Origin of the sequence: uncultured Ruminobacter sp. (genome assembly GCA_902764345.1) — a bacterium.
GTDB lineage: Bacteria > Pseudomonadota > Gammaproteobacteria > Enterobacterales > Succinivibrionaceae > Ruminobacter.
The window spans coordinates 1-20,203 of sequence record CACWVT010000003.1; the positions used below are offsets into that span (position 1 = coordinate 1).

A 20,203-nucleotide genomic window follows, 5' to 3' on the forward strand; every position below is an offset into this window, starting at 1 on the left:
TGTTCCGTCTTCGGAAACATGTCAAAAACACTCCACCGGCTCAGCTTATAGCCCTTGGATAGAGCTTCCCTAATGTCACGAATCATGGTCAGCGGGTTGCATGAAACATATACTATCGTCTCAGGCTTCTTCTTCATAAGATATCCGATAACCTTTTCCGCTCCTGCCCGTCCAGGATCCAGCATTACCTTATTGAATTTGCTTTTGGCCCAAAGCGTCTTCTCAAAATCATCCGTAAGATCATGAACAAAGAACTCCGCATTGGCAATACCGTTACGCTCAGCATTAACCTGCGCTTCCTTAACCATATTCCAGACGCCTTCAATGCCGTACACGTGTTCGCATCTTGAAGCTATCGGCAAGGTAAAGTTACCTAACCCGCAGAATAAATCAAGAAGTCTGTCATCAGCGGTAAGTTCAAGATAGTTCATAACCCTGCTGACCATGAGTCTGTTAATCTCATCATTGACCTGAATGAAATCCCCGGGAACAAAATATATTCTCTTGTCGTCAATGGTGTAGTAAAGACCTTTTTCTCCGTTCAAAATGTCTTCGTTCAGAAGGTCAAGTTCTTCCCAGTCTTCAAGATCTTCCTTACCCTTTTCATGACGCGTCTGTACATATACAGCAACTCCGTTCTTATTACCAAAATTAAACAGGGTTTTTAAGTCTGAAGGCTCGAGACTGTTTATGCATCTGAACATCACAGCCGTAATGTTGTCTGCCCTAACCAGTTCAACATGACCTATCAGCTTGAAATTGGAGATTTCGTTGAGAACCTCTCTGATTACCGGAATTAAATCTGAAAGATCAGGATGAAGCACACAGCACGAATCTATTTCCACGAGATTCTTGCCCTTTTCCTCACGAAAACCCAAATGAATTTCCCGACGATCCCCGGTTACTGACAGTCTTGCCGTACGCCTGTATCCGAATTCCTCACCGGAAACTATATCATCAGGAGTTCCTGGATCAATGCCCAGATTCTTTTTCATGAGACGTACAATACCGTCAGCCTTGAAACGTTTCTCAAGCTCAACGGAAATATGCTGGAGTGAACAGCCACCGCACCCGGTATTTGGACACTTAGGAGAAATTCTCTGTTCACTGCGTTTCTTGACGCTGATGAGTTCCGCCTCACCGATGTTATTCTTTTTGACGGAAACTGCTCTTACAACAACTTCTTCACCGGGAAGAGCTCCGGGAACAAACCAGGTAATTCCGTTACCGTCCCTGGCGACGCCGCGCCCGCTTATATCGGCGTCAATGATACTTAAAGCAAAATGCTTGGGTGAAACTTCTTTTTTCTGCGGCTTAAAAAACTTAACCATACCTAACTCTATATTTTATTTATCTGCGAACGGTAACCGTAACTGTTATCATATCATCAGCACATACGGCATAAGACCAGTCATATGCTTTTCACAGCTGCCGGGAATTCATTTTATAAAATCTTAAAATTCTAACATAAGACATATTTGAGTCTAAAAGATCGTCCATCTTCTAGTTAAGAATACTTAAAGTTGCTAAAATAGGAAACTGGTAAATATTATATACTTTTTCGATTCTTTTATCATTAACGAGTAAGAGGCTCAAATGAATCGGCACGGTCTGCGCACGAGAATACTGATATATTCAATTCTCCCCCTGCTTATTGTGGGATTGGCCACAATGACATACTTTCTGTTCAGTAACTACACCAGACTTAATAACAAACTTATTGAGCACGGCAGGGAGATACTGAGCCCGCTGGCAACCAGCCTCAGCTATGCCATGTCACAAAGCGACGAAATACTGGCACAGGGACTCATTAACGAATTTCACAGACAGAACTCAAGAGATGTTCTGGCAATTTCCGTATTTGATCACGACAACAACATGCTGGTAACATCGAGTTCGGCTCCCGAAATCAACCAGTTCCGTCTGGATCCTCTGAAAAATCAGTACATCTACGAATCCGCAAGCGTTGATTATTCGGAAAACGGCGGCATAATCATGCGCATGCCGATTTACACTTACAATGAAGCAGACATGCTGAAGCTGTACGTTGATAAAACAAAATCCCCATATGAAGGCGAGGAGGAACAGCTCAGCTTCACCAACAGCAAGATTAATTACCCGCGTCCCGTTGCAGGATATGTATGCATATACCTTATCACTCAACAGACTGTTATTGACATGTACTCAAGCGTAACCATGGCTCTTGTGGTCCTTGGTTTGGGAATTCTTTTCAGTCTGCTGTTCGGAATCAATCTGAACCGAATTATCGTGGATCCGATAAACCGTCTTACCACCACAATTTACGAAATCCGTGAAGGAAATGTAAACACAAAGGTTAATGGTATCATGTACGGTGAGCTCGAACGTCTGCGCAACTATATCAATTCCATGGCTGACAGCATGACCGAGTACCACAACCAGATGCAGTACAGCGTGGACGAAGCCACAAACGACCTCAGACAGACCCTTGACCTTCTTGATGATCAGAACAACAAGCTCGATTCCGCCCTTAACCAGGCAAACGAAGCATCCAAGATCAAATCAGAATTCCTTGCCAACATGTCACACGAGCTGAGAACCCCTCTTAACGGCATCATAGGTTTTGCACAGCAGCTCTATAAAACTCCATTACGAAACAATCAGTCAGAATATCTTCAGACAATCGAACGCAGCGCCAAGAATCTGCTGTCCATCGTAAACAACATTCTTGACTTCTCAAAACTTGAAGCCGGAAAGCTGAGTTTTGAGGAAATTCCATTCTCACTGAGAAAGGCCTGCTACGAAACCGTCAACCTTCTTACTCCAACCGTTTATCAGAAAGGTATCGAATTAACAGTAAACATCGATCCTGACGTACATGATTACGTCATCGGCGACCCTATTCGTGTAGGGCAGATTCTGACAAACCTTCTCGGCAATGCCATAAAGTTCACAAAGAACGGAAACGTGGCACTTAAAATCTCCAAGATGGAATCCAACGGGATTCCTATCACCAAGATAAATCTCGCCGTATCAGTAAGGGATACCGGTATCGGTATAGATCCGGAAAAACAGACCACCTTGTTCAAACCTTTTACACAGGCTGATTCATCAATATCCCGCCGCTACGGTGGTACAGGTCTGGGGCTTATCATTACCAGTCACCTGATTGAACAGATGGGCGGTAAAATATCACTGACATCTGAACCAGGACAGGGAACGACATTCAATTTCAACATTATTCTGAATAAGGGAATTTCACCTGTTCTCAACATCAAAACTCCTGAACAGAGAGCTCTTGCCCACAACCGTGTGGTTGTCATTGAAAACAACACATGGGTAAGAGATTCCATCAAGAGCATTCTCCAGGAAATCGAGATGGACGTATTTGCCGTTTCAACAACCGGTGCGATTAATGCCCTGGCGACCGCAGACAGCCCTGATTACATAGTCATCGGACAGCCGAGCAACTTTGAATTCAACCGACTCCTCACGACTTTCAATGCCCTCGATCTGTCAAAGGTCAAGAAAGTCATTGTTGCCGTCAATACTATGGATGAAAAGGTACACAAAGAGCTTTTGGACTTGTCTGACAAGGTTTCGGTACTGGTCAAGCCGGTAACTTCCGAAAAGATTCTGCAGGCCCTGCTGTCACAGGGCGCAGAAAGCCTGCCACACCATGAAAGCAGCGAGACACCTAAGATTCAGAATACGGCTCCTGATGCCTCTGAAGAAAAAACAGAAGATACTGCAAGCAGTACTTCTGAAAACAAAACAGAAGAAATCAGCAGCACCAATACAAATCTTATTCCTGCGTCAATTCTCGCCGTTGACGACAACCCAATAAATCTGTCGCTGATAAAGGCTCTCCTTAAGGATCTTGTTACCGACGTATATACGGCATCAGACGGACATGATGCTATTGAACAGTGTCTCCACACTGAATTTGACCTGATATTCATGGATATCCAGATGCCTATCATGGATGGCGTGACTACCATGAAAAATATCAAGAAAGGAGTGAACAACAGGGAAACTCCTATAGTTGCGGTTACTGCACTGGTTGTGAAAGAGGAACAGGAACGATTCATCAGGGAAGGCATGGCTGACTACATGTCAAAACCTCTGGATGAGGAGCTCCTTAAAAAGATGGTTCTCAAATACTGCAAAGTAGCCCCTGCCGCCATAACCGGTGAGAAAAAGAATGACGAGCAGACAAAAACAGCAGAGGAACATTCTCAGCACAAGAGTAAAAAAATCAAGGTAGTTAAAAAAGAGGAAGCAGTCCTTACCGAAGATAAAGCCCACTCTGTTCCTGCTGTTACTGTTACCGACACCGTATCAGGAACACAGCCGGATACCAAACCTGCTGACAGATCTGCAACGGCAACGGATGCAAAAACACCTGCCGCATCAGCCGTGAACCTTTCAAGGATACCGCGCGTAGCAGGAAAGAGTGCCCAGAAAACTCCTTCCGTCGGCATAAAGAATCCTAATGCGGCAAAATTACCGATTAGAACGTCTGTTACCCAGGCAGATCCTAAACCGCAGGAAAATACAAACAGCAATGTCTCCGGAAAACCGCTGACCACACTTGCGAAAAAGAAATCCCCACAGGAGGGAATTAAGGAGCAGCAGGCTCAGCCGTCAGCAACCGCTAAGGCTACCGTGACGGCAAATTCCGTTAACAATGTGGCCGGGACCCAACCAAAGGTCCAGACGGCTACTGCCGCAGGCAATGCTCTGTGGACGGTTACCGAAGCCCTTACCAGGGCTGCAAACAAGAAAGATCTGGCCGTGGACATGTTACAGGGTTTCCTTGACAGTATTCCGAAGTTCGAAAATGACTATCAAAAGCTCAAAAAAGGCAACGAAAAGGAACTGGCTCCTGTGATTCATAAATTTGCAGGCGGAGCAGTTTACTGCGGCATGCCTAAGGTCAAAGAACTGTGCAATACCATAGAGCTTGCCATCAAGCAGGGCAGCACCGTGGATGACCTGGAGCCGGAGCTTCTTGAGCTTGAAGACTTCATTGAGAACATCAAAAAGAACGGTCAGGGCTGGCTAAAACAGCTGAAGAGCACCTCCGTTCCTCCGAAAAAGTAACGGGCTGAAGCCTTGGTTTTCGGATAAATATCGGAATGTTTAACGATAAAAGCCTTTGGATGCAGTCCAAAGGCTTTTTAATATGTTAACTGCCGTTGAGGAACAGACAGAAAACGCAGAATAATACGGTTATCTGTTGCGGTTACCCGATTCATCAGACTTTTCAGATGATTCGAGATAATCAATGTAAAGCTTTCTGCTCATTATTTCCCGGCCGTTAAGCAGATACTGAATATTCTTGCGACATATTCTCTTGGCCGCCCTGAGAGAGGATGGAGTAAAGTGTCTTTCAAGGATTTCCAGCAAATCCCCTCCCCTGTAGACATCTTCTATACTGATATTGGCACTTATCATTTCCTGATCAACCGGGACAAAGCCATGGTTCATTCGGTAGAAATACCAGGTATGCGGCTTAATCAGTTCATCACTGCCGGCTTCATGATAAAAATCCACACCCACACCAAGCTCTTCAAGCAGTGTCAGTTCAAAATTTCTGAGCGACTGCTCAACTCTGCGCTCATCAAGCATGTTGTCCAGAGCCTCGACATATGCTGAAAAGACTCCGGTACTGTCATCCTCAATGCGATAGAGAAAATAAATCAGTTCATTGACATAAAGAGCGGAAAAAAGAGTAGGCGGAAGATAGGTAATCTGCTTTCCCGCAGGACTGCATTCAACCAGAGTTTTAAGGCTGTTATTAAGTCCCTTCAGCGTTACCTTAAGAGGCGTAAACAGCTGAAGCATGGATTTAAGACTGCTCTTAACGTTTCTTGCCCCCTTGGCCACAAAGGAAATACGTCCCATATCCATGCTTAAGGCATCGATAATCAGGGAGCTTTCCTTGTAAGGAACGGCTCTTATCACAAAGCATACGGTCTCACGACCACGATTACCTGTATACAATTTCTTATCCGTAATACCATTGCCGGGAACAACAAACAGAATTCAGTCTTTATGTCCGGACTATTCCATAAAATCCATGTAACCTAAGGATCTCAGAGCTCTTTCATCATCAGCCCATCCGGATTTCACCTTTACCCACATCTGCAGGAACACCTTTGATTCCAGCATGTTTTCAAGGTCTTTTCTGGCTTCGGTACCTATCGTCTTCAGCTTTTCACCGCCGGCGCCGATAATCATTTTTTTCTGACCTTCTCTCTCAACCAGAATCAGGGCATTAATTTTAACCGTGCCGTTAGGCTGAATCTTATAGTCTTCAATTTCAACGGTTACGCTGTAAGGAAGCTCGTCCCCGGTATAGCGCATTAACTTTTCACGAATAATCTCTGCAGCCATGAAACGGCTTGATCTGTCCGTAATATAATCATCAGGGAAGCAGAATTCACAGGCAGGAAGCGATTCCCTGGCAAGTTCTTTAAGGGTCTCAACATTGGTACCCTGCTTGGCAGATACAGGAATCACATCCTTAAAATTAAGTCTTCCTGAAAGCTTCTCCATAACAGGCAGAAGTTCCTTCTTGTTCTGAACCGAATCAATTTTATTGATAACCAGAACAGTCGGAATGTTTACCTGTTTAATCTTTTGCAGAACCATTTCGTCATCCTGATTCCAGCGTGCACAGTCCACCACGAAAAATATCAGTTCCACGTCACCTATTGAACTTTCAGCGGCACGGTTCATCAGACGATTGATGGCTCTCTTTTCTTCTTTGTGCAGACCCGGAGTATCAACATAAATGGTCTGATAGAGACCTTCGGTATCAATACCCACAATACGATGTCTCGTGGTCTGAGGTTTTCTTGAGGTTATACTTACCTTCTGACCTAAAATCTTATTAAGCAAAGTGGACTTACCCACGTTTGGCCTGCCCACTATGGCCACAAAACCGCAATGAGTGTCTGATGACACAACTTCATCTAAATCAAAGTCAGAATTCAAGGTATTACCTCTTAGTATTTTTTAAACAAATTACCTGTAAAGCCTTGGCAGCGGCATTCTGCTCAGCTTTACGGCGACTGGTGCCGTATCCGATGTAAGCTTCATTCGGATTGTTCTCAAAGGTTAATCTTACCGTGAAACTCTGATCATGATCCTCTCCGGTAATCTCAGTTACGGTGTATATAGGCAGAGGCTGATGTCTCCCCTGCAGAAATTCCTGAAGCTGAGTTTTGGAATCTTTCTGATCATTCCCCGGATGAATAACCTTCAACCTGCCTTCAAACCATGTAAGGATCAGTTCTCTGATTACCTCTATGCTTCGACCGCTGTCCAGATAAATTGAAGCAATTATTGATTCAACGGCATCGGCTAATACCGAGTCACGACGATAACCGCCGCTCTTAAGCTCACCCGGCCCCATAATTAAATAATCACTGAGCTTAAACTCACGTGCAATTTCCGCAAGCGTGACTTCCTTAACAAGTGTTGAACGCATTCTTGTAAGATCGCCTTCCTGAACTGCCGGAAACTGTTCAAATAATCTGTCGGCTATTACAAAACCTAAAATTGAGTCGCCGAGAAACTCAACTCTTTCATTATGCACTGTGCTGGCACTTCTGTGGGTAAGTGCATTTTCCAAAAAACCAAGATCCCTGTATTCATATCCCAAGGATTTTTCCAGTCTAAAATATCTTTCCTTCAGATCCTTTGCATTAGCCAATTTATTCCAGGCCTCCCAATCTATCGATCCTTATACCGGAATCAAATGTTCCGCTGAACCAGATGCCTACAGCCCTTCCTACCAGATACTTATCCGGTACAAATCCCCAAAAACGACTGTCACGTGAATGTTCACGGTTGTCACCCATTACAAAATAACTGCCTTCGGGAACTACCCATTCACCGTAATGTCTGTCTCCCTGAACATAGAACTTTTCCACTATATTTGCGGAACTGTCGTGCATTATTTTATGCTTATAGCCCAGAAGATCCTCTGTTCCCGTCAGCCCGTGTTCACTCGTATAACTCAGATTAACGGCCGTCCACATCTGCTGAGAAGCAGGATCCTCAACAGCTGAAATTCTCGTATAGTTCGATTCACCGGCAGGCTTTATGAACAGCTCGCCCTTGTTAAAAACAACGGTATCACCGGGAAGACCGATTATGCGCTTAATATAATCGATTTTTGTATCTTCAGGATACTTGAATACGACAATCTCCCCTCTTTGCGGAGATGATGTTTTAATCCATGTCTCGTTATTCAGAGGGTTACGCAGACCATACCTAAACTTTTCCACAATCACGAAGTCTCCTCTGAGTAAAGTCGGCATCATGGATGCGGAAGGAATCCTGAACGGTTCATAACAGAATGAACGCACAATCAGAACAACAAAGAGTACGGGAAAACAGCTGGCGATGGAACTGATAAAGCCGTTGGAATTCATTATGGCTTCCTTTTCCTTACGCGTCAGCGGTATTCTGTGTGAAATTTCCGCATTCTTTAATGCCTGCTTGCGGCCTGGTTTGAAATAAAGAAGATCTGCAAACCAGAACAGTGCCGACAAACCTGTCGCCACATATAAGATAAGAGTAATGTTATTCACTACGGTACCTCTTATTCACTTCCCACCTGTAAAACGGCCAGGAAGGCTTCCTGCGGAACCTGAACCTTACCTAAGGCTTTCATGCGCTTCTTACCTTCCTTCTGCTTTTCCAGAAGTTTACGCTTTCTGGTGATGTCACCGCCGTAACACTTGGCAAGAACGTCCTTACGCAAAGCCTTTACCGTGCTTCTCGCAACAATCTGACTGCCTATTGCAGCCTGAATGGCAATATCAAACATCTGTCTAGGAATAAGCTCTTTCATCTTTTCCACTAGAAGTCTGCCTTTACTTACCGCATTATCCTTATGGGTAATTATTGCCAGAGCATCAACCCTTTCCTGACTTATCAGGATATCCAGTCTTACCATCTTGGCCGGCTGGAAACGTTTAAAGCTGTAATCAAGTGATGCGTAACCGCGGGACGTTGACTTCAGTCTGTCAAAGAAGTCCAGCACGACTTCAGCCATAGGAATCTCATAAGTCAGCGCCACCTGATTACCGTGATAAACCATGTTTGTCTGAATACCGCGCTTTTCCTGACACAGCTGCATCACATTACCGATGTATTCATTTGGTGTAAGAATATTACACTCTGCTATAGGCTCCCTGATTTCAGCAATATTGCTTACCGGAGGAAGTGCTGCCGGAGAATCAATCTTTATGACTTCTCCGTTGGTAAGCTCAATTTCATACACCACGGTCGGTGCAGTGGTTATCAGATCAAGATTGTATTCTCTTTCCAGTCTTTCCTGAATGATTTCCATATGCAGCATGCCGAGGAAGCCGCAACGGAATCCGAAGCCGAGAGCCGTTGAGTTTTCGGGTTCGAAGAAGAGTGAAGCGTCGTTAAGAGACAGCTTGTCAAGGGCTTCCCTGAACGCATCATAATCATCCGTGGAAATAGGGAACATACCAGCATAAACCTGAGGCTTAACCTTCTTGAAGCCCGGAAGCGGTTCAAGTGTTCCGTCCTTCGCATTTGTTAAGGTATCACCTACCGGAGCTCCGTGAATGGTCTTAATACCGCAGACAACCCAACCAACCTCGCCGCAGCAAAGTTCGCGACGATCCTCGAGTTTCGGAGTAAACACGCCGAGTCTGTCCACACCCCAGCAGACGCCGGTACTCATTACCTTAATCTTGTCTCCCTTTCTAAGATGACCGTTCTTAATACGGACGAGAGAAACAACACCAAGATAATCATCAAACCAGGAATCGATGATCAGAGCCTCCAGTTTTCCTTCCGGATCTCCTTCAGGTGCAGGAATCTTTTCAACAATCTGCTCAAGAATCTCATCTACGCCGACACCGGTTTTTGCGGAACATCTTACGGCTTCAGATGAATCAATTCCGACAATATCCTCTATTTCAGCCGCCACGCGATCAGGATCGGCAGCCGGCAGGTCAATCTTGTTCAGTACAGGCAGTACTTCAAGGTTTAAATCAATTGCCTGATAACAGTTGGCCAGGGTCTGAGCTTCCACACCCTGCCCTGCATCAACTACAAGAAGCGCACCTTCACAGGCAGCCAGCGACCTGGACACCTCATAAGAAAAGTCCACATGTCCCGGAGTATCAATGAAATTAAGCTCATAAACCTCACCATTTCTGGCCTTATAGTTTAAGGTTACGGAACGGGCCTTGATGGTAATTCCACGTTCACGCTCTATATCCATGGAATCCAGAACCTGTTCCTGCATTTCTCTCTCAGTCAGACCGCCGCACAACTGAATCAGACGATCGGACAGCGTGGATTTACCATGGTCAATATGGGCAATAATTGAAAAGTTTCTAATATTATTCTTTATCATTCTTCGTAAGGGAGCCTGTAATCTCTTCCAAATTAATCTGTCTCTGTCAGCTCCGGCCGTTAAACACAATCATAATCCGGCATATGATTTCTCCAGGATAATAAATCCGACAGGACGACGGAAACGCTTTTATTACGCATAACGGAGCTGAAATTAAAATTTTATAGTTAAATCAAAACAGCATTATACTCTAATTTTCTACTTTTGTTGTGTATTGCATTTTGGAGTGAAAGGCAGGCCCCCGAGCATTCTGGGATTCCATATGGTGTTCTGCATGATTTTGGCTGTAATTGCGGCCGTAACAAATCCGGAAACAAGACCGATGAATGCTCCGACTGACGCATATATGTCGGCATTTTCATGTCCGGACATGAGCCAGAATGCAAGACCGGCACCGGATATCATGAAAACAAGGGGAATTACATAGGAAATAAAAGAGCTCAGCAAAAGTGATTTTGCCGGAACACCGACTCTCACCACCTGATTAACCTTGGCATCACAGGTGTTTTTCAGTGTAAAGGACATTGTTTTAGGCCCGGAAGCAAAGATATCCGGAACACAGTTGTCTGATTTTTCCGTGCACGAGCCGCACAGGCCGTTAACGCCATATTCACAGACAGCCGTTCTGCATTCTTCGTTTACACTGACAACAAGAGCAAGACGCTCAAGATATGCATTGTTTGAGTTCATTAATTATTTCCGGGTACGCTGTACGATTCGGCAATTTTCTTTTCCGTTTCCACAGGAATATCGCCTACAACAACTATTTCGTATGGATCAGCCCTGTAACGAAAAAGATTGGTTGTTCCCTGTTTGACCACTGGGAACTCACTTCCTTCGAGAGCCTTTATGCGGTATACGGACAGATCAGAAAGGCCGTCGGTATAAAGCAGATGCTCCGCCTCGGAATTTTGATCCGGAATTGAATTCTTTTCTATCTTCACAAGCTCGTAACCGCTCGGAACATATGAAAGCCCCCACCCCAGCTTCCTGATATCTTCAGCACGCTTTTTCTTACTGATGTCAGATGCCGCTGAATCATTATCCGCAGCCTCACCTTCGACTGATTCTGACGCTTCACGATTCTTTGATGTCATTTCGACAATCACCGGATCATTTAGATAAGCCTCGTTAATCTTCTGAATTATTTTATTCGGTTCGGATGTATTAACAAAATGCGTGGCCATATAAGATTCCACCATCTGACCGTCCGTAGGATTGACCACGTCAACCTGCAGCAGAATCTTTGTTATTTCATCAATGTAGAGAACATATCCGTAACGGTCATTCTTCTTCGGTGACAGACGAACCATAAACACGTTTCTGCCTGCGATTCTGTTTCTGCCAATGCTGACCGGAACGTAATTGCTGTACACCTTGTCAAGGGATACCGTGTTAAAACGCCCTATAAGAAAAGGAGGTACACCGCGTTCTACCAGTTCCGGCTGACTACCGGCCCTGAAATAAGCAATAATATTCTCTGCGGAGAAATACCCCATCGGCACCCCGTTAAGATACAGCCAGTGGCTGTACTGACGATTATCCACAACACCGTGGGAAAATGATATCGGTTCTGCCGTTGCCATACTCTGCTTCACGAAATACAGCTCAAAATTTGAACTTCTGTAGGCATTCTGCATTTCACTGAAACGATGTTCGGCACCCAGGTTCTGACTGGTTTTGTCTTCCGCCCATAAATTGGAAAAAGGCAATACTGCGGTAAGCAGTACTGCCATGGACAATTTGAATTTATTCAATTTCACCTGTTATCTTTCCTGAACAATATTTCTTCTGGTGAAGTCATGATCATTGAACAGCGCCTCAATGGTATTCATTTCAGCCAGCTTTCTGCGGTTGTATTCTTCCATCTGAGAACCGTCAACGCCGTCCGCCTTAACCAGAGCACTGTTCGCTCTCCGGGCATCGGTAACACCATTGGCTCCGCCTATGTCAAGAGACAGATTATTATCCCCTGAAACAACGGTATTGCTTACCGGCTCTATCGCCATTCCGCCACTGAACACGGAATCATCATTAAAATCGGATTTTTGAACGAAAGGCATACGCTGCGCACCGAATACGCACACGCAGGCTACTGCGGCGGCAACGGCTATTCTCCCCAGCGAACCCCAGAAATCATTTCTAGCCGCAGGTTTCACTTCAGGCAATTCATCATTTACGGCCTTTCCTGCCGGAGCCGAATCGTTCCCGGTTCCGATGTTTATATAAACGGCTTCCGCATCAAGCTTTGCTGACAAAGACTCGCTGAACGAATCCATGTCAACACCGTCAGGAATTTCATTTCTCACGGTGGCACGCTGACGGGTATAAACCTCCCATCTGGACATGCATTCCTCGTCGGACATCAGCTCCAGAAGCTGATCATCCGATAAAGTCTCGCCATCAAGATATGCGGAAAGTAATTCGAATTTGTTTTCCTTAACGCTCATAAGAATACCTCAGCCGTTAACTTCAGCTTTTTCAGAAAGATACTTATCTATTATTTCCCTGGCTCTGAATATTCTGGATCTCACAGTACCCACCGGACAATTCATGACAACAGCAATATCCTCATAGGACATTTCCTCAATTTCCCTGAGACAGATGGCCTGCCTGAGGTCCTCCGACAGGGAACCGAGAGCCTTTTTAATAAGCTTCCTTGCGTCCTCACCTTCCATGATGTTTTCCGGATTGGCAATGTCATGAAGTTTTTCAGAACCGTCATACGATTCTATTTCAGGAGTATCAACATCAACTGATTTCATCTTGTTGGCATTGCTCGTCACAAAATTCATGGCAGTATTGACCGTAATTCTGTAAAGCCACGTATAGAAAGCACTGTCACCGCGAAAATCAGCCAAAGCCCTGTAGGTCTTTATAAAAGCCTCCTGGGCGATATCCTGTGCATCATCAGGATTTGATACATATCTCTGGGCTATACCTATGACTTTGTACTGGTATTTTTTCACAAGCATGTCAAATGCCTGCTTCTTTCCCTGCTGTACCAATCTGACAAGTTGCAGATCGGTTTCCAAATCACTCATTTAGACAGTTATTCCTGTAACTAATCCCTATCATGCACATAATGTAAGACAGAGGTTTTCCATAAAAGTTCAGACATGTTCGGATATATGTTTCATCCGATGTCCGTTCCTGCGTTCGACTTCTCATTTTATCATACAAAATCTAATCTTTTACCTCATATTCATACTAAATTCCGAATTCAGGCAATCTGCTCAATAAGGAGAGTAATCATGATTTTCATAAACAATATCCTAAACACGGTGGTATTCTGAATCCAGACTGCATGTGGACAACCCCTCCACCATCCCTGACTCTTAACGGCAGATACACACCGGCACACGGCGTCAGACAGGATGAAATGCCAAAATCCGCCATAACCATCCCTGTCAATGTGTGATAAAATGAGAACCGTCTGTTAACTATACAAAACATACATACTTTGGATTCTTAACTTTTTCACACATTCGTTTTCTGTTGTAAAAGTCAGGAAAATCCGGGATGAGAGAAGATTCAAACATGAACAGTAACATAGAACATAATTGTGACGTCCTGGTTATAGGCAGTGGTGCAGCCGGTCTATCCTTAGCTCTCTGTCTGGCATCAAAGGCAAAGGTAATCGTATTGTCCAAATCCGGTCTGAGTGCCGGGTCTACCAATTATGCCCAGGGTGGTATCGCCGGCGTATTCAACACGGCTGACGATAACGACTCGGTTGAAGAACACATTGAAGATACCAAAATTGCAGGCGGCGGGCTCTGCGATCCCGATGCGGTTGAATTCACCCTTCGCAATGCGCATGACAGCATTGAATGGCTGATACAGCAGGGAGTTCCTTTTGATCAGAAGGAAGAAGCCGTTTCCGAAGACCAGTCTCCTTACCACCTTCACCGCGAGGGCGGTCACTCACACAGAAGAATTTTCCATGCAGCGGATCATACCGGGCATACCATCCAGGAAACACTGAACACCAGAGTTCTGGAGAATCCGAACATCACTCTTCTGGATCACCATAATGCGATTGACCTCATTACGACCAGAAAGCTGGATCTCGCCGGAAACCGTGTTGTCGGAGCTTACGTCTTCAACACTGAAACCAACAAGGTTGAAACGGTAAAGGCCAAATTCGTTGCCCTGTGTACCGGCGGTGCCTCAAAGGTATACCAGTATACCTGCAATCCTGAAGTAAGTTCAGGCGACGGTATTGCCATAGCATGGCGTGCAGGCTGTCGCGTTGCAAACATGGAATTCAATCAGTTCCATCCGACAACCCTTTACAATCAGAAGGACAGAAACTTCCTGCTCACCGAAGCATTAAGAGGCGAGGGAGCTCTTCTCAAAAGACCTAACGGCACAAGATTCATGCCGGACTATGATGAGAGAGGAGAACTGGCTCCGCGCGACATCGTAGCAAGAGCCATCGACCACGAAATGAAGAAACTCGGCGTTGAGTGCATGTATCTCGACATCAGCCACAAAACTCCTGATTTCATTCGCAAGCACTTCCCTACAATCTACGAAAGATGTCTGAAATCCGGCATCGACATCATTAAGGAACCTATTCCTATCGTTCCTGCCGCGCACTTCACCTGCGGAGGTGTAATGGTCGACTGTCGAGGCAGAACGGACATTGAATGTCTTTATGCGGTAGGTGAAGTCTCATACACAGGCCTCCACGGTGCCAACAGACTCGCATCCAACTCACTTCTGGAATGCGTTGTTTACGGACAGGCCGCCGCGAAGGATATTCTGGGAAGACTGCCGTTAGCCATTGATCCTCCTGCTATTCCGGCATGGGATGAAAGTCAGGTTACCGATGCCGATGAAGAAGTAATCATTCAGCACAACTGGCATGAACTGCGCCTTACCATGTGGGATTACGTCGGTATAGTCAGAACGGACAAGCGTCTTGAAAGAGCAATGCACCGCATTAAGCTGCTCAAGGATGAAGTTAATGAATTCTATTCAAACTTCCGTGTTTCAAGTAATCTTCTTGAGTTGCGCAATCTGCTTCAGGTTGCTGAACTTATTGTCCGCTGTGCCATGAAGAGAAAGGATTCGGTAGGTCTGCATTACAATGTGGATCATCCTAACAAACCGGCCGTTTATAAGCCTACAATTCTTTCTCCTTTTGAAAATCCGCAACAGTAACGTATTCACTCGGACATAAATGCAGACAAGAAGGCTGTGGGGCCCCGCTCCACAGCCTTCTTTTTTCAGACTGTTATGTCTCAGATTCCACAGCGGCAGTTTCAGTTAACAGCAGCAGTCCCGCCTCTGTCTGTTCACGGCCAGAGCCGTTCCGGCCTCACTTTTTATGAAACTTAGCGGAACACCATACACATAACTGAGAAAAGCCTCAGTCACATCCTTGACGTATTTACGTTCAACGGTACCTTCAGGCGTAACGGCCAGTACCACATCATCATCCCTCAGCATAAAAATAAAATCAGGAGAATGCGTAATGACGGCCACACCTTTTCCCTTTTGGGAAACAGTCTTAAGAATCAGTCCGTAATAATCATCCTTTCTCTTTAAATCGAGTCCGGCATCAACCTCATCCAGCATTATAAAATCCGAATCCTGCATCAGAGCCCTGGCAAGACTTACCAGAGCCAGCTCTCCGCCACTCAACTGATTAATCATTCTGTCGGCAAGATGACTGATCCCGCATTCCTCCAGAATTCTTTTTGTCTTTTCCTCATTATCACGGGTAAAGGAAAACGGATTGACTGAATTAACCTCCCCCATTGAGACCACTTCCGATACGGGCAGAGGCAGAGATACATTAAAAAACTGAGGAACAAATGCGAAACAGCGGCTTAGCTCTCTTCTTCCAAGCTGACCGAAATCATGTTCATTTATCGTTATTTTTCCCTCTCTGAGGGGCAACAGGCCGACAACCGACTTCAACAGGGTGGTTTTTCCACTGCCGTTGCTTCCGATAATCACATGTATCTTACCCGACGACAGGGAAAAATCAGCTCTGACGTTGTTAAGGGTACAAACCCCGGAAACATTCACAATCATGACGTACTATGCCTCCCACCTTATGTTTCTGGCCATAATCACCAGAAACATCGGAGCCCCTATTATGCCAATCAGAATGCCGATTGGTATTTCCACGTCGGTCACTGTTCTGGAAAGCAGATCGGCAGCCAATACAAAATTACTTCCCATAATTGCACTCAGAGGCAGCAGTGTTCGGTGATCTCCGCCCGCCCACATTCTGGCAAAATTCGGGATAATAAGTGAAACCCAACCGATAATTCCGGCGACTGCCACGGTGCTGCAGGATGCAACCGAAGCAAGAATAAGAATAAAAATAAAAAGAGCTCTGGTATTTATGCCCTGTACTTCAAGGACTTCAGATGGAAGAACCAGCAGATTGAGCTTTCTTGCAAAGATATACATCAGCACCAAAGCAGGGCCGCCGAAAACTCCCTGAATCATTAAATCACGATACCCAAGACCGTTAAGAGTTCCCATCAAAAAACCGGTAGCTCCCAGAAGCGTTCCTTCATCCGGCATGAAATAGTGAAGAATATTTATAAACGAAACGATTAGGGAAGATATCAGAATACCGGTGAGAATCAGAATAAGCTGATTAAACCTGCCTCTTCTGTTTATAAGCCAGGCCACGGTGACACAGATTAATGTAACGCATCCGCCCACTGCCAAAGCTCCGAGAGGAAGCCATAATCCGGAAATACCGCACATCAGAAGCAACAGAGTTCCCAGTGCGGCCCCGCTTGATGCTCCAAGCAGATCCGGTGACACCAGCGGATTCTGAAATACAGCCTGAAAGGCCACGCCGGACACGGCAAGAAGGCATCCTACGAGTATGGCATTGAGAACACGCGGAAGTCTGATGTCCCAGAATACTTCGGCATATTCCTCATTACTGAGAGCTTCAGCAAGGGACAGGTCGCTGCCGCCATAATTGATTGACAGAAAAAACAGCAAAACGAATATGACTGTCAGAAATACATATTTATACATAGATAAACCAATAATAATAGCCATTCAGTACTATAGTATTACATAATTAAATTAAAAAAAATGTCGCATACTTCTGTATGCGACATTTAATAAATGAGTCATTAAATCTGTTGATTACTCATCTGTTTCTTCAATGGCCTCAAAAGGACATTCAGCCTGACATGCACCGCATTCAGCGCAAAGCTCAACGTCAATAACACAGACTTCCGCATTCTCATCTTCATGAATGGCGCCGCATGGACACACTTCGAGGCAACTCTGACAGTCAGTACACTTTTCAGAATCAATCTTGAACATTATTTAACTCCAGTAATTGTTTGTTTTTGTATTTTTCTGCTCCGTAATGAACTTCAATATATTTATTTATGAGCAAAAAATCAAGCAAATATGAAACAGGATCGGTAAATACAAGCCCGGGATAAAAAAACAGGGAAGGCATACGTTGCTTTAACACATGCCTTCCCGATGTATAAACGAGCTCTTTAAAAGGATTTCCTTTATTATTCAAACACAATGTTTGACATTTCGTCTGATCCCTTTACACCTTCCGCAAGCTTAATCATCAGACGTACTTCGTTTTCAGAATCCGCGAAGTGGAGAGCATTATGGTAACTGATAACACCCTGCTGGTAGAGTTCGAACAGACTCTTATCGAAGGTAGTCATGCCTTCATCCGGAGACTTAAGCATGATATCCTTGAGTTTGTACAGTTCGTTCTTCTGCAGACAGTCGGAAACTGTAGGAGTATTTACCAGAATATCGAACGCTGCACGCCTGCCGCCGGTGGTGGTTTCAATCAGCTGCTGAGCGATAATTGCCTTCAGGTTTACGGAAAGGTCGAAGAGCATCTGACGCTGATTGCTTTCCGGAACCAGGTGAAGAATACGGTCAATCGCCTGGTTAGCGTTGTTAGCATGGAGGGTTGCCAATACAAGGTGACCGGTTTCCGCAAAGCTGAGTGCGAATTCCATGGTTTCCTTGGAACGAATTTCACCGATCAGTATAACGTCCGGAGCCTGACGGAGGGCTGATTTCAAAGCCGCATCAAAGCTTACGGTATCAGTACCGACTTCACGCTGGGTAATCAGTGAGCGCTGATGATGATGAACGTATTCGATAGGGTCTTCAATTGTAAGAATATGACCATCGGAATTCATGTTACGGTGACCGATCATTGCAGCCTGAGTGGTTGACTTACCGGCACCGGTAGCACCTACGAACAGCAGCAAACCACGGTCTTCCATTACCCATTTGGTGAATGAAGGCGGAAGATGAAGTTCTTCAGTGGTAGGAATTCTTTCAACAATTCGACGGAATACTACACCGGGGTTGTTCAGCTGCCAGAAACAGCTTACACGGTAACGGCCGAGTTCAGGACGGTAAATTGCGAAATTTGCTTCCCTTTCATTTACGTACTGTTCCTGAAGATCAGGACGTTCAATAAGAGTTTCCTGAACGAATTCCAAAACCTGATCATATGTAAGCTTACCCGGTTCAATTGGAGTCAGGTGACCGTCAAGCTTTACGGCAGGTTCAAGGTCAACCGTTAAGAAAAGGTCGGAAGCCTTGTTTTCGTTCATGAACTGTAAATATCTGTCTATTTTTAAAGGTTGATTATGTGACATTGCTATTCCCTCAATTAACCAACGATAGCGTTAGGATCCTTTGCCTTAGATCTTGCTTCGGCAACACTGATAATGCCTCTTGATACCAATGACTTGAGGTCAGCATCCAATGTCTTCATACCGTGCTGTGCACCGGTCTGAATCATGGAGTACATCTGTGCAATCTTATCTTCACGAATCAGGTTTCTGATTGAAGGGATACCGATCATGATTTCATGAGCTGCTACTCGGCCGCCACCGTTCTTCTTCATCAGAGTCTGAGAAATAACCGCTCTCAGGGATTCTGAAAGCATTGAACGCACCATGTCTTTTTCCGCACCCGGGAATACGTCAATGATACGGTCGATGGTCTTTGCGGCAGAGTTGGTATGCAGTGTACCGAACACAAGGTGACCGGTTTCTGCGGCAGTCAGTGCCAGACGGATGGTTTCAAGGTCTCGCAATTCGCCCACCAGAATGATATCAGGGTCTTCACGGAGTGCAGAACGCAGAGCATTACTGAATGACTGGGTATCACGATGAACTTCACGCTGATTTACCAGACAGTTCTTGTTCTGATGCACGAATTCGATAGGGTCCTCAATTGTAAGAATATGGCTGTGCTGTGTTTCATTAACATAGTCAACCATTGCTGCCAGAGTAGTGGACTTACCTGAACCTGTAGGACCTGTTACCAGAACCAGACCTCTCGGATAACTTGCAATCTTTTTGAACACGTCAGGACAATGCAGTTCTTCCAAAGTAAGAACCTTTGAAGGAATTGTACGGAATACAACCGCCATACCGCGATTCTGATTAAACACGTTCACACGGAAACGGGCCAGTCCCTTTACTTCGAAGGAGAAGTCACATTCCAGCGTTTCTTCAAATTCCTTACGCTGGAAGTCATTCATGATATCGTATACCAGATTATGAATGGTTGATACGTCCAAAGGAGGCATGTCAGTAACTTCGAGGGTAGCGCTGTCGGTAACCTTAAGTTTACGCATGTCACCATCGACACGAATCATTGGCGGCACGCCTGCTGAAAGGTGTAAATCTGATGCATTATTCTTTACACCATAATGCAATAAATCTAAAATATCCATGTGAAATCTCTCTTATGAAGACTTTGTGCTATGCAAAAATTTATTACTAATAATCAAAACTATTAATA

At 45.0% G+C, this 20,203-nt stretch carries 17 protein-coding genes; 2 read left to right on the forward strand and 15 right to left on the reverse strand.

The features are described from left to right. Positions 1 to 1,331: 23S rRNA (uracil(1939)-C(5))-methyltransferase RlmD (gene rlmD, locus QZU58_RS00750; RefSeq protein WP_294493869.1), on the reverse strand; the 1,331-nt coding region annotated here is incomplete at its 3' end. Between the two features lie 265 nt (positions 1,332 to 1,596). Here rlmD and QZU58_RS00755 point away from each other — a divergent pair. Then, a complete protein-coding gene (locus tag QZU58_RS00755; protein ID WP_294493871.1) occupies positions 1,597 to 5,085 on the forward strand; it encodes an ATP-binding protein in 3,489 nt (1,162 codons plus the stop codon). Positions 5,086 to 5,214: 129 nt separating this feature from the next. On the opposite strand, the gene recO is transcribed toward QZU58_RS00755, so the two are convergent. The 9 genes from recO to rpoE all read right to left on the reverse strand — a co-directional run bounded on the left by recO (position 5,215) and on the right by rpoE (position 13,443). Further along, complete coding sequence (gene recO, locus QZU58_RS00760; protein WP_294460097.1) at positions 5,215 to 5,988, reverse strand: DNA repair protein RecO; 774 nt, start codon at positions 5,986 to 5,988, stop codon at positions 5,215 to 5,217. 60 nt (positions 5,989 to 6,048) lie between these two features. After that, positions 6,049 to 6,954 (reverse strand): GTPase Era, encoded by a 906-nt coding sequence (gene era / locus QZU58_RS00765; RefSeq protein WP_294494088.1) that lies wholly within the window; start codon positions 6,952 to 6,954, stop codon positions 6,049 to 6,051. A 34-nt stretch (positions 6,955 to 6,988) separates the two neighbouring features. Then, positions 6,989 to 7,705 (reverse strand): ribonuclease III, encoded by a 717-nt coding sequence (rnc, locus tag QZU58_RS00770; protein ID WP_294493874.1) that lies wholly within the window; start codon positions 7,703 to 7,705, stop codon positions 6,989 to 6,991. A 1-nt stretch (position 7,706) separates the two neighbouring features. Continuing rightward, positions 7,707 to 8,588, reverse strand: coding sequence for a signal peptidase I (lepB, locus tag QZU58_RS00775; protein WP_294493877.1), 882 nt, complete (start codon positions 8,586 to 8,588; stop codon positions 7,707 to 7,709). 11 nt (positions 8,589 to 8,599) lie between these two features. Beyond that, the gene (gene lepA / locus QZU58_RS00780; protein WP_294460089.1) at positions 8,600 to 10,399 is read right to left on the reverse strand and encodes a translation elongation factor 4; all 1,800 of its coding nucleotides are present in this window, start codon (positions 10,397 to 10,399) and stop codon (positions 8,600 to 8,602) included. A 198-nt stretch (positions 10,400 to 10,597) separates the two neighbouring features. Then, positions 10,598 to 11,089 (reverse strand): SoxR reducing system RseC family protein, encoded by a 492-nt coding sequence (locus QZU58_RS00785; RefSeq protein ID WP_294493880.1) that lies wholly within the window; start codon positions 11,087 to 11,089, stop codon positions 10,598 to 10,600. Beyond that, on the reverse strand, positions 11,089 to 12,162 hold the full coding sequence (locus tag QZU58_RS00790) for a MucB/RseB C-terminal domain-containing protein (RefSeq protein WP_294493884.1): 1,074 nt from the start codon (positions 12,160 to 12,162) through the stop codon (positions 11,089 to 11,091). The genes QZU58_RS00785 and QZU58_RS00790 overlap by 1 nt, the downstream gene beginning before the upstream one ends. A gap of 3 nt (positions 12,163 to 12,165) precedes the next feature. Next, positions 12,166 to 12,849 carry an RseA family anti-sigma factor gene (locus QZU58_RS00795; protein ID WP_294460083.1) on the reverse strand — a complete coding sequence of 228 codons (684 nt, stop codon included), beginning with the start codon at positions 12,847 to 12,849 and terminating at the stop codon, positions 12,166 to 12,168. A gap of 9 nt (positions 12,850 to 12,858) precedes the next feature. Next, the gene (rpoE, locus tag QZU58_RS00800; RefSeq protein ID WP_294460081.1) at positions 12,859 to 13,443 is read right to left on the reverse strand and encodes an RNA polymerase sigma factor RpoE; all 585 of its coding nucleotides are present in this window, start codon (positions 13,441 to 13,443) and stop codon (positions 12,859 to 12,861) included. A gap of 496 nt (positions 13,444 to 13,939) precedes the next feature. Here rpoE and nadB point away from each other — a divergent pair, with 496 nt between their 5' ends. Next, positions 13,940 to 15,571, forward strand: a complete 1,632-nt coding sequence (nadB, locus tag QZU58_RS00805) for an L-aspartate oxidase (protein ID WP_294460078.1) — start codon at positions 13,940 to 13,942, stop codon at positions 15,569 to 15,571. A 105-nt stretch (positions 15,572 to 15,676) separates the two neighbouring features. On the opposite strand, the gene QZU58_RS00810 is transcribed toward nadB, so the two are convergent. The 5 genes from QZU58_RS00810 to QZU58_RS00830 form a co-directional block, all read right to left on the reverse strand. Next, positions 15,677 to 16,450, reverse strand: coding sequence for an ABC transporter ATP-binding protein (locus tag QZU58_RS00810; RefSeq protein ID WP_294493887.1), 774 nt, complete (start codon positions 16,448 to 16,450; stop codon positions 15,677 to 15,679). Positions 16,451 to 16,456: 6 nt separating this feature from the next. After that, positions 16,457 to 17,422 (reverse strand): iron ABC transporter permease, encoded by a 966-nt coding sequence (locus QZU58_RS00815; protein ID WP_294461406.1) that lies wholly within the window; start codon positions 17,420 to 17,422, stop codon positions 16,457 to 16,459. 114 nt (positions 17,423 to 17,536) lie between these two features. After that, a complete protein-coding gene (locus QZU58_RS00820; protein ID WP_294461409.1) occupies positions 17,537 to 17,719 on the reverse strand; it encodes a 4Fe-4S binding protein in 183 nt (60 codons plus the stop codon). Positions 17,720 to 17,922: 203 nt separating this feature from the next. Then, on the reverse strand, positions 17,923 to 19,047 hold the full coding sequence (locus QZU58_RS00825; protein ID WP_294461410.1) for a PilT/PilU family type 4a pilus ATPase: 1,125 nt from the start codon (positions 19,045 to 19,047) through the stop codon (positions 17,923 to 17,925). Positions 19,048 to 19,061: 14 nt separating this feature from the next. Continuing rightward, positions 19,062 to 20,135: a type IV pilus twitching motility protein PilT gene (locus QZU58_RS00830; RefSeq protein ID WP_294461411.1), complete on the reverse strand. Its 1,074-nt coding sequence runs from the start codon at positions 20,133 to 20,135 to the stop codon at positions 19,062 to 19,064. Between the last annotated feature and the right edge of the window lie 68 nt (positions 20,136 to 20,203).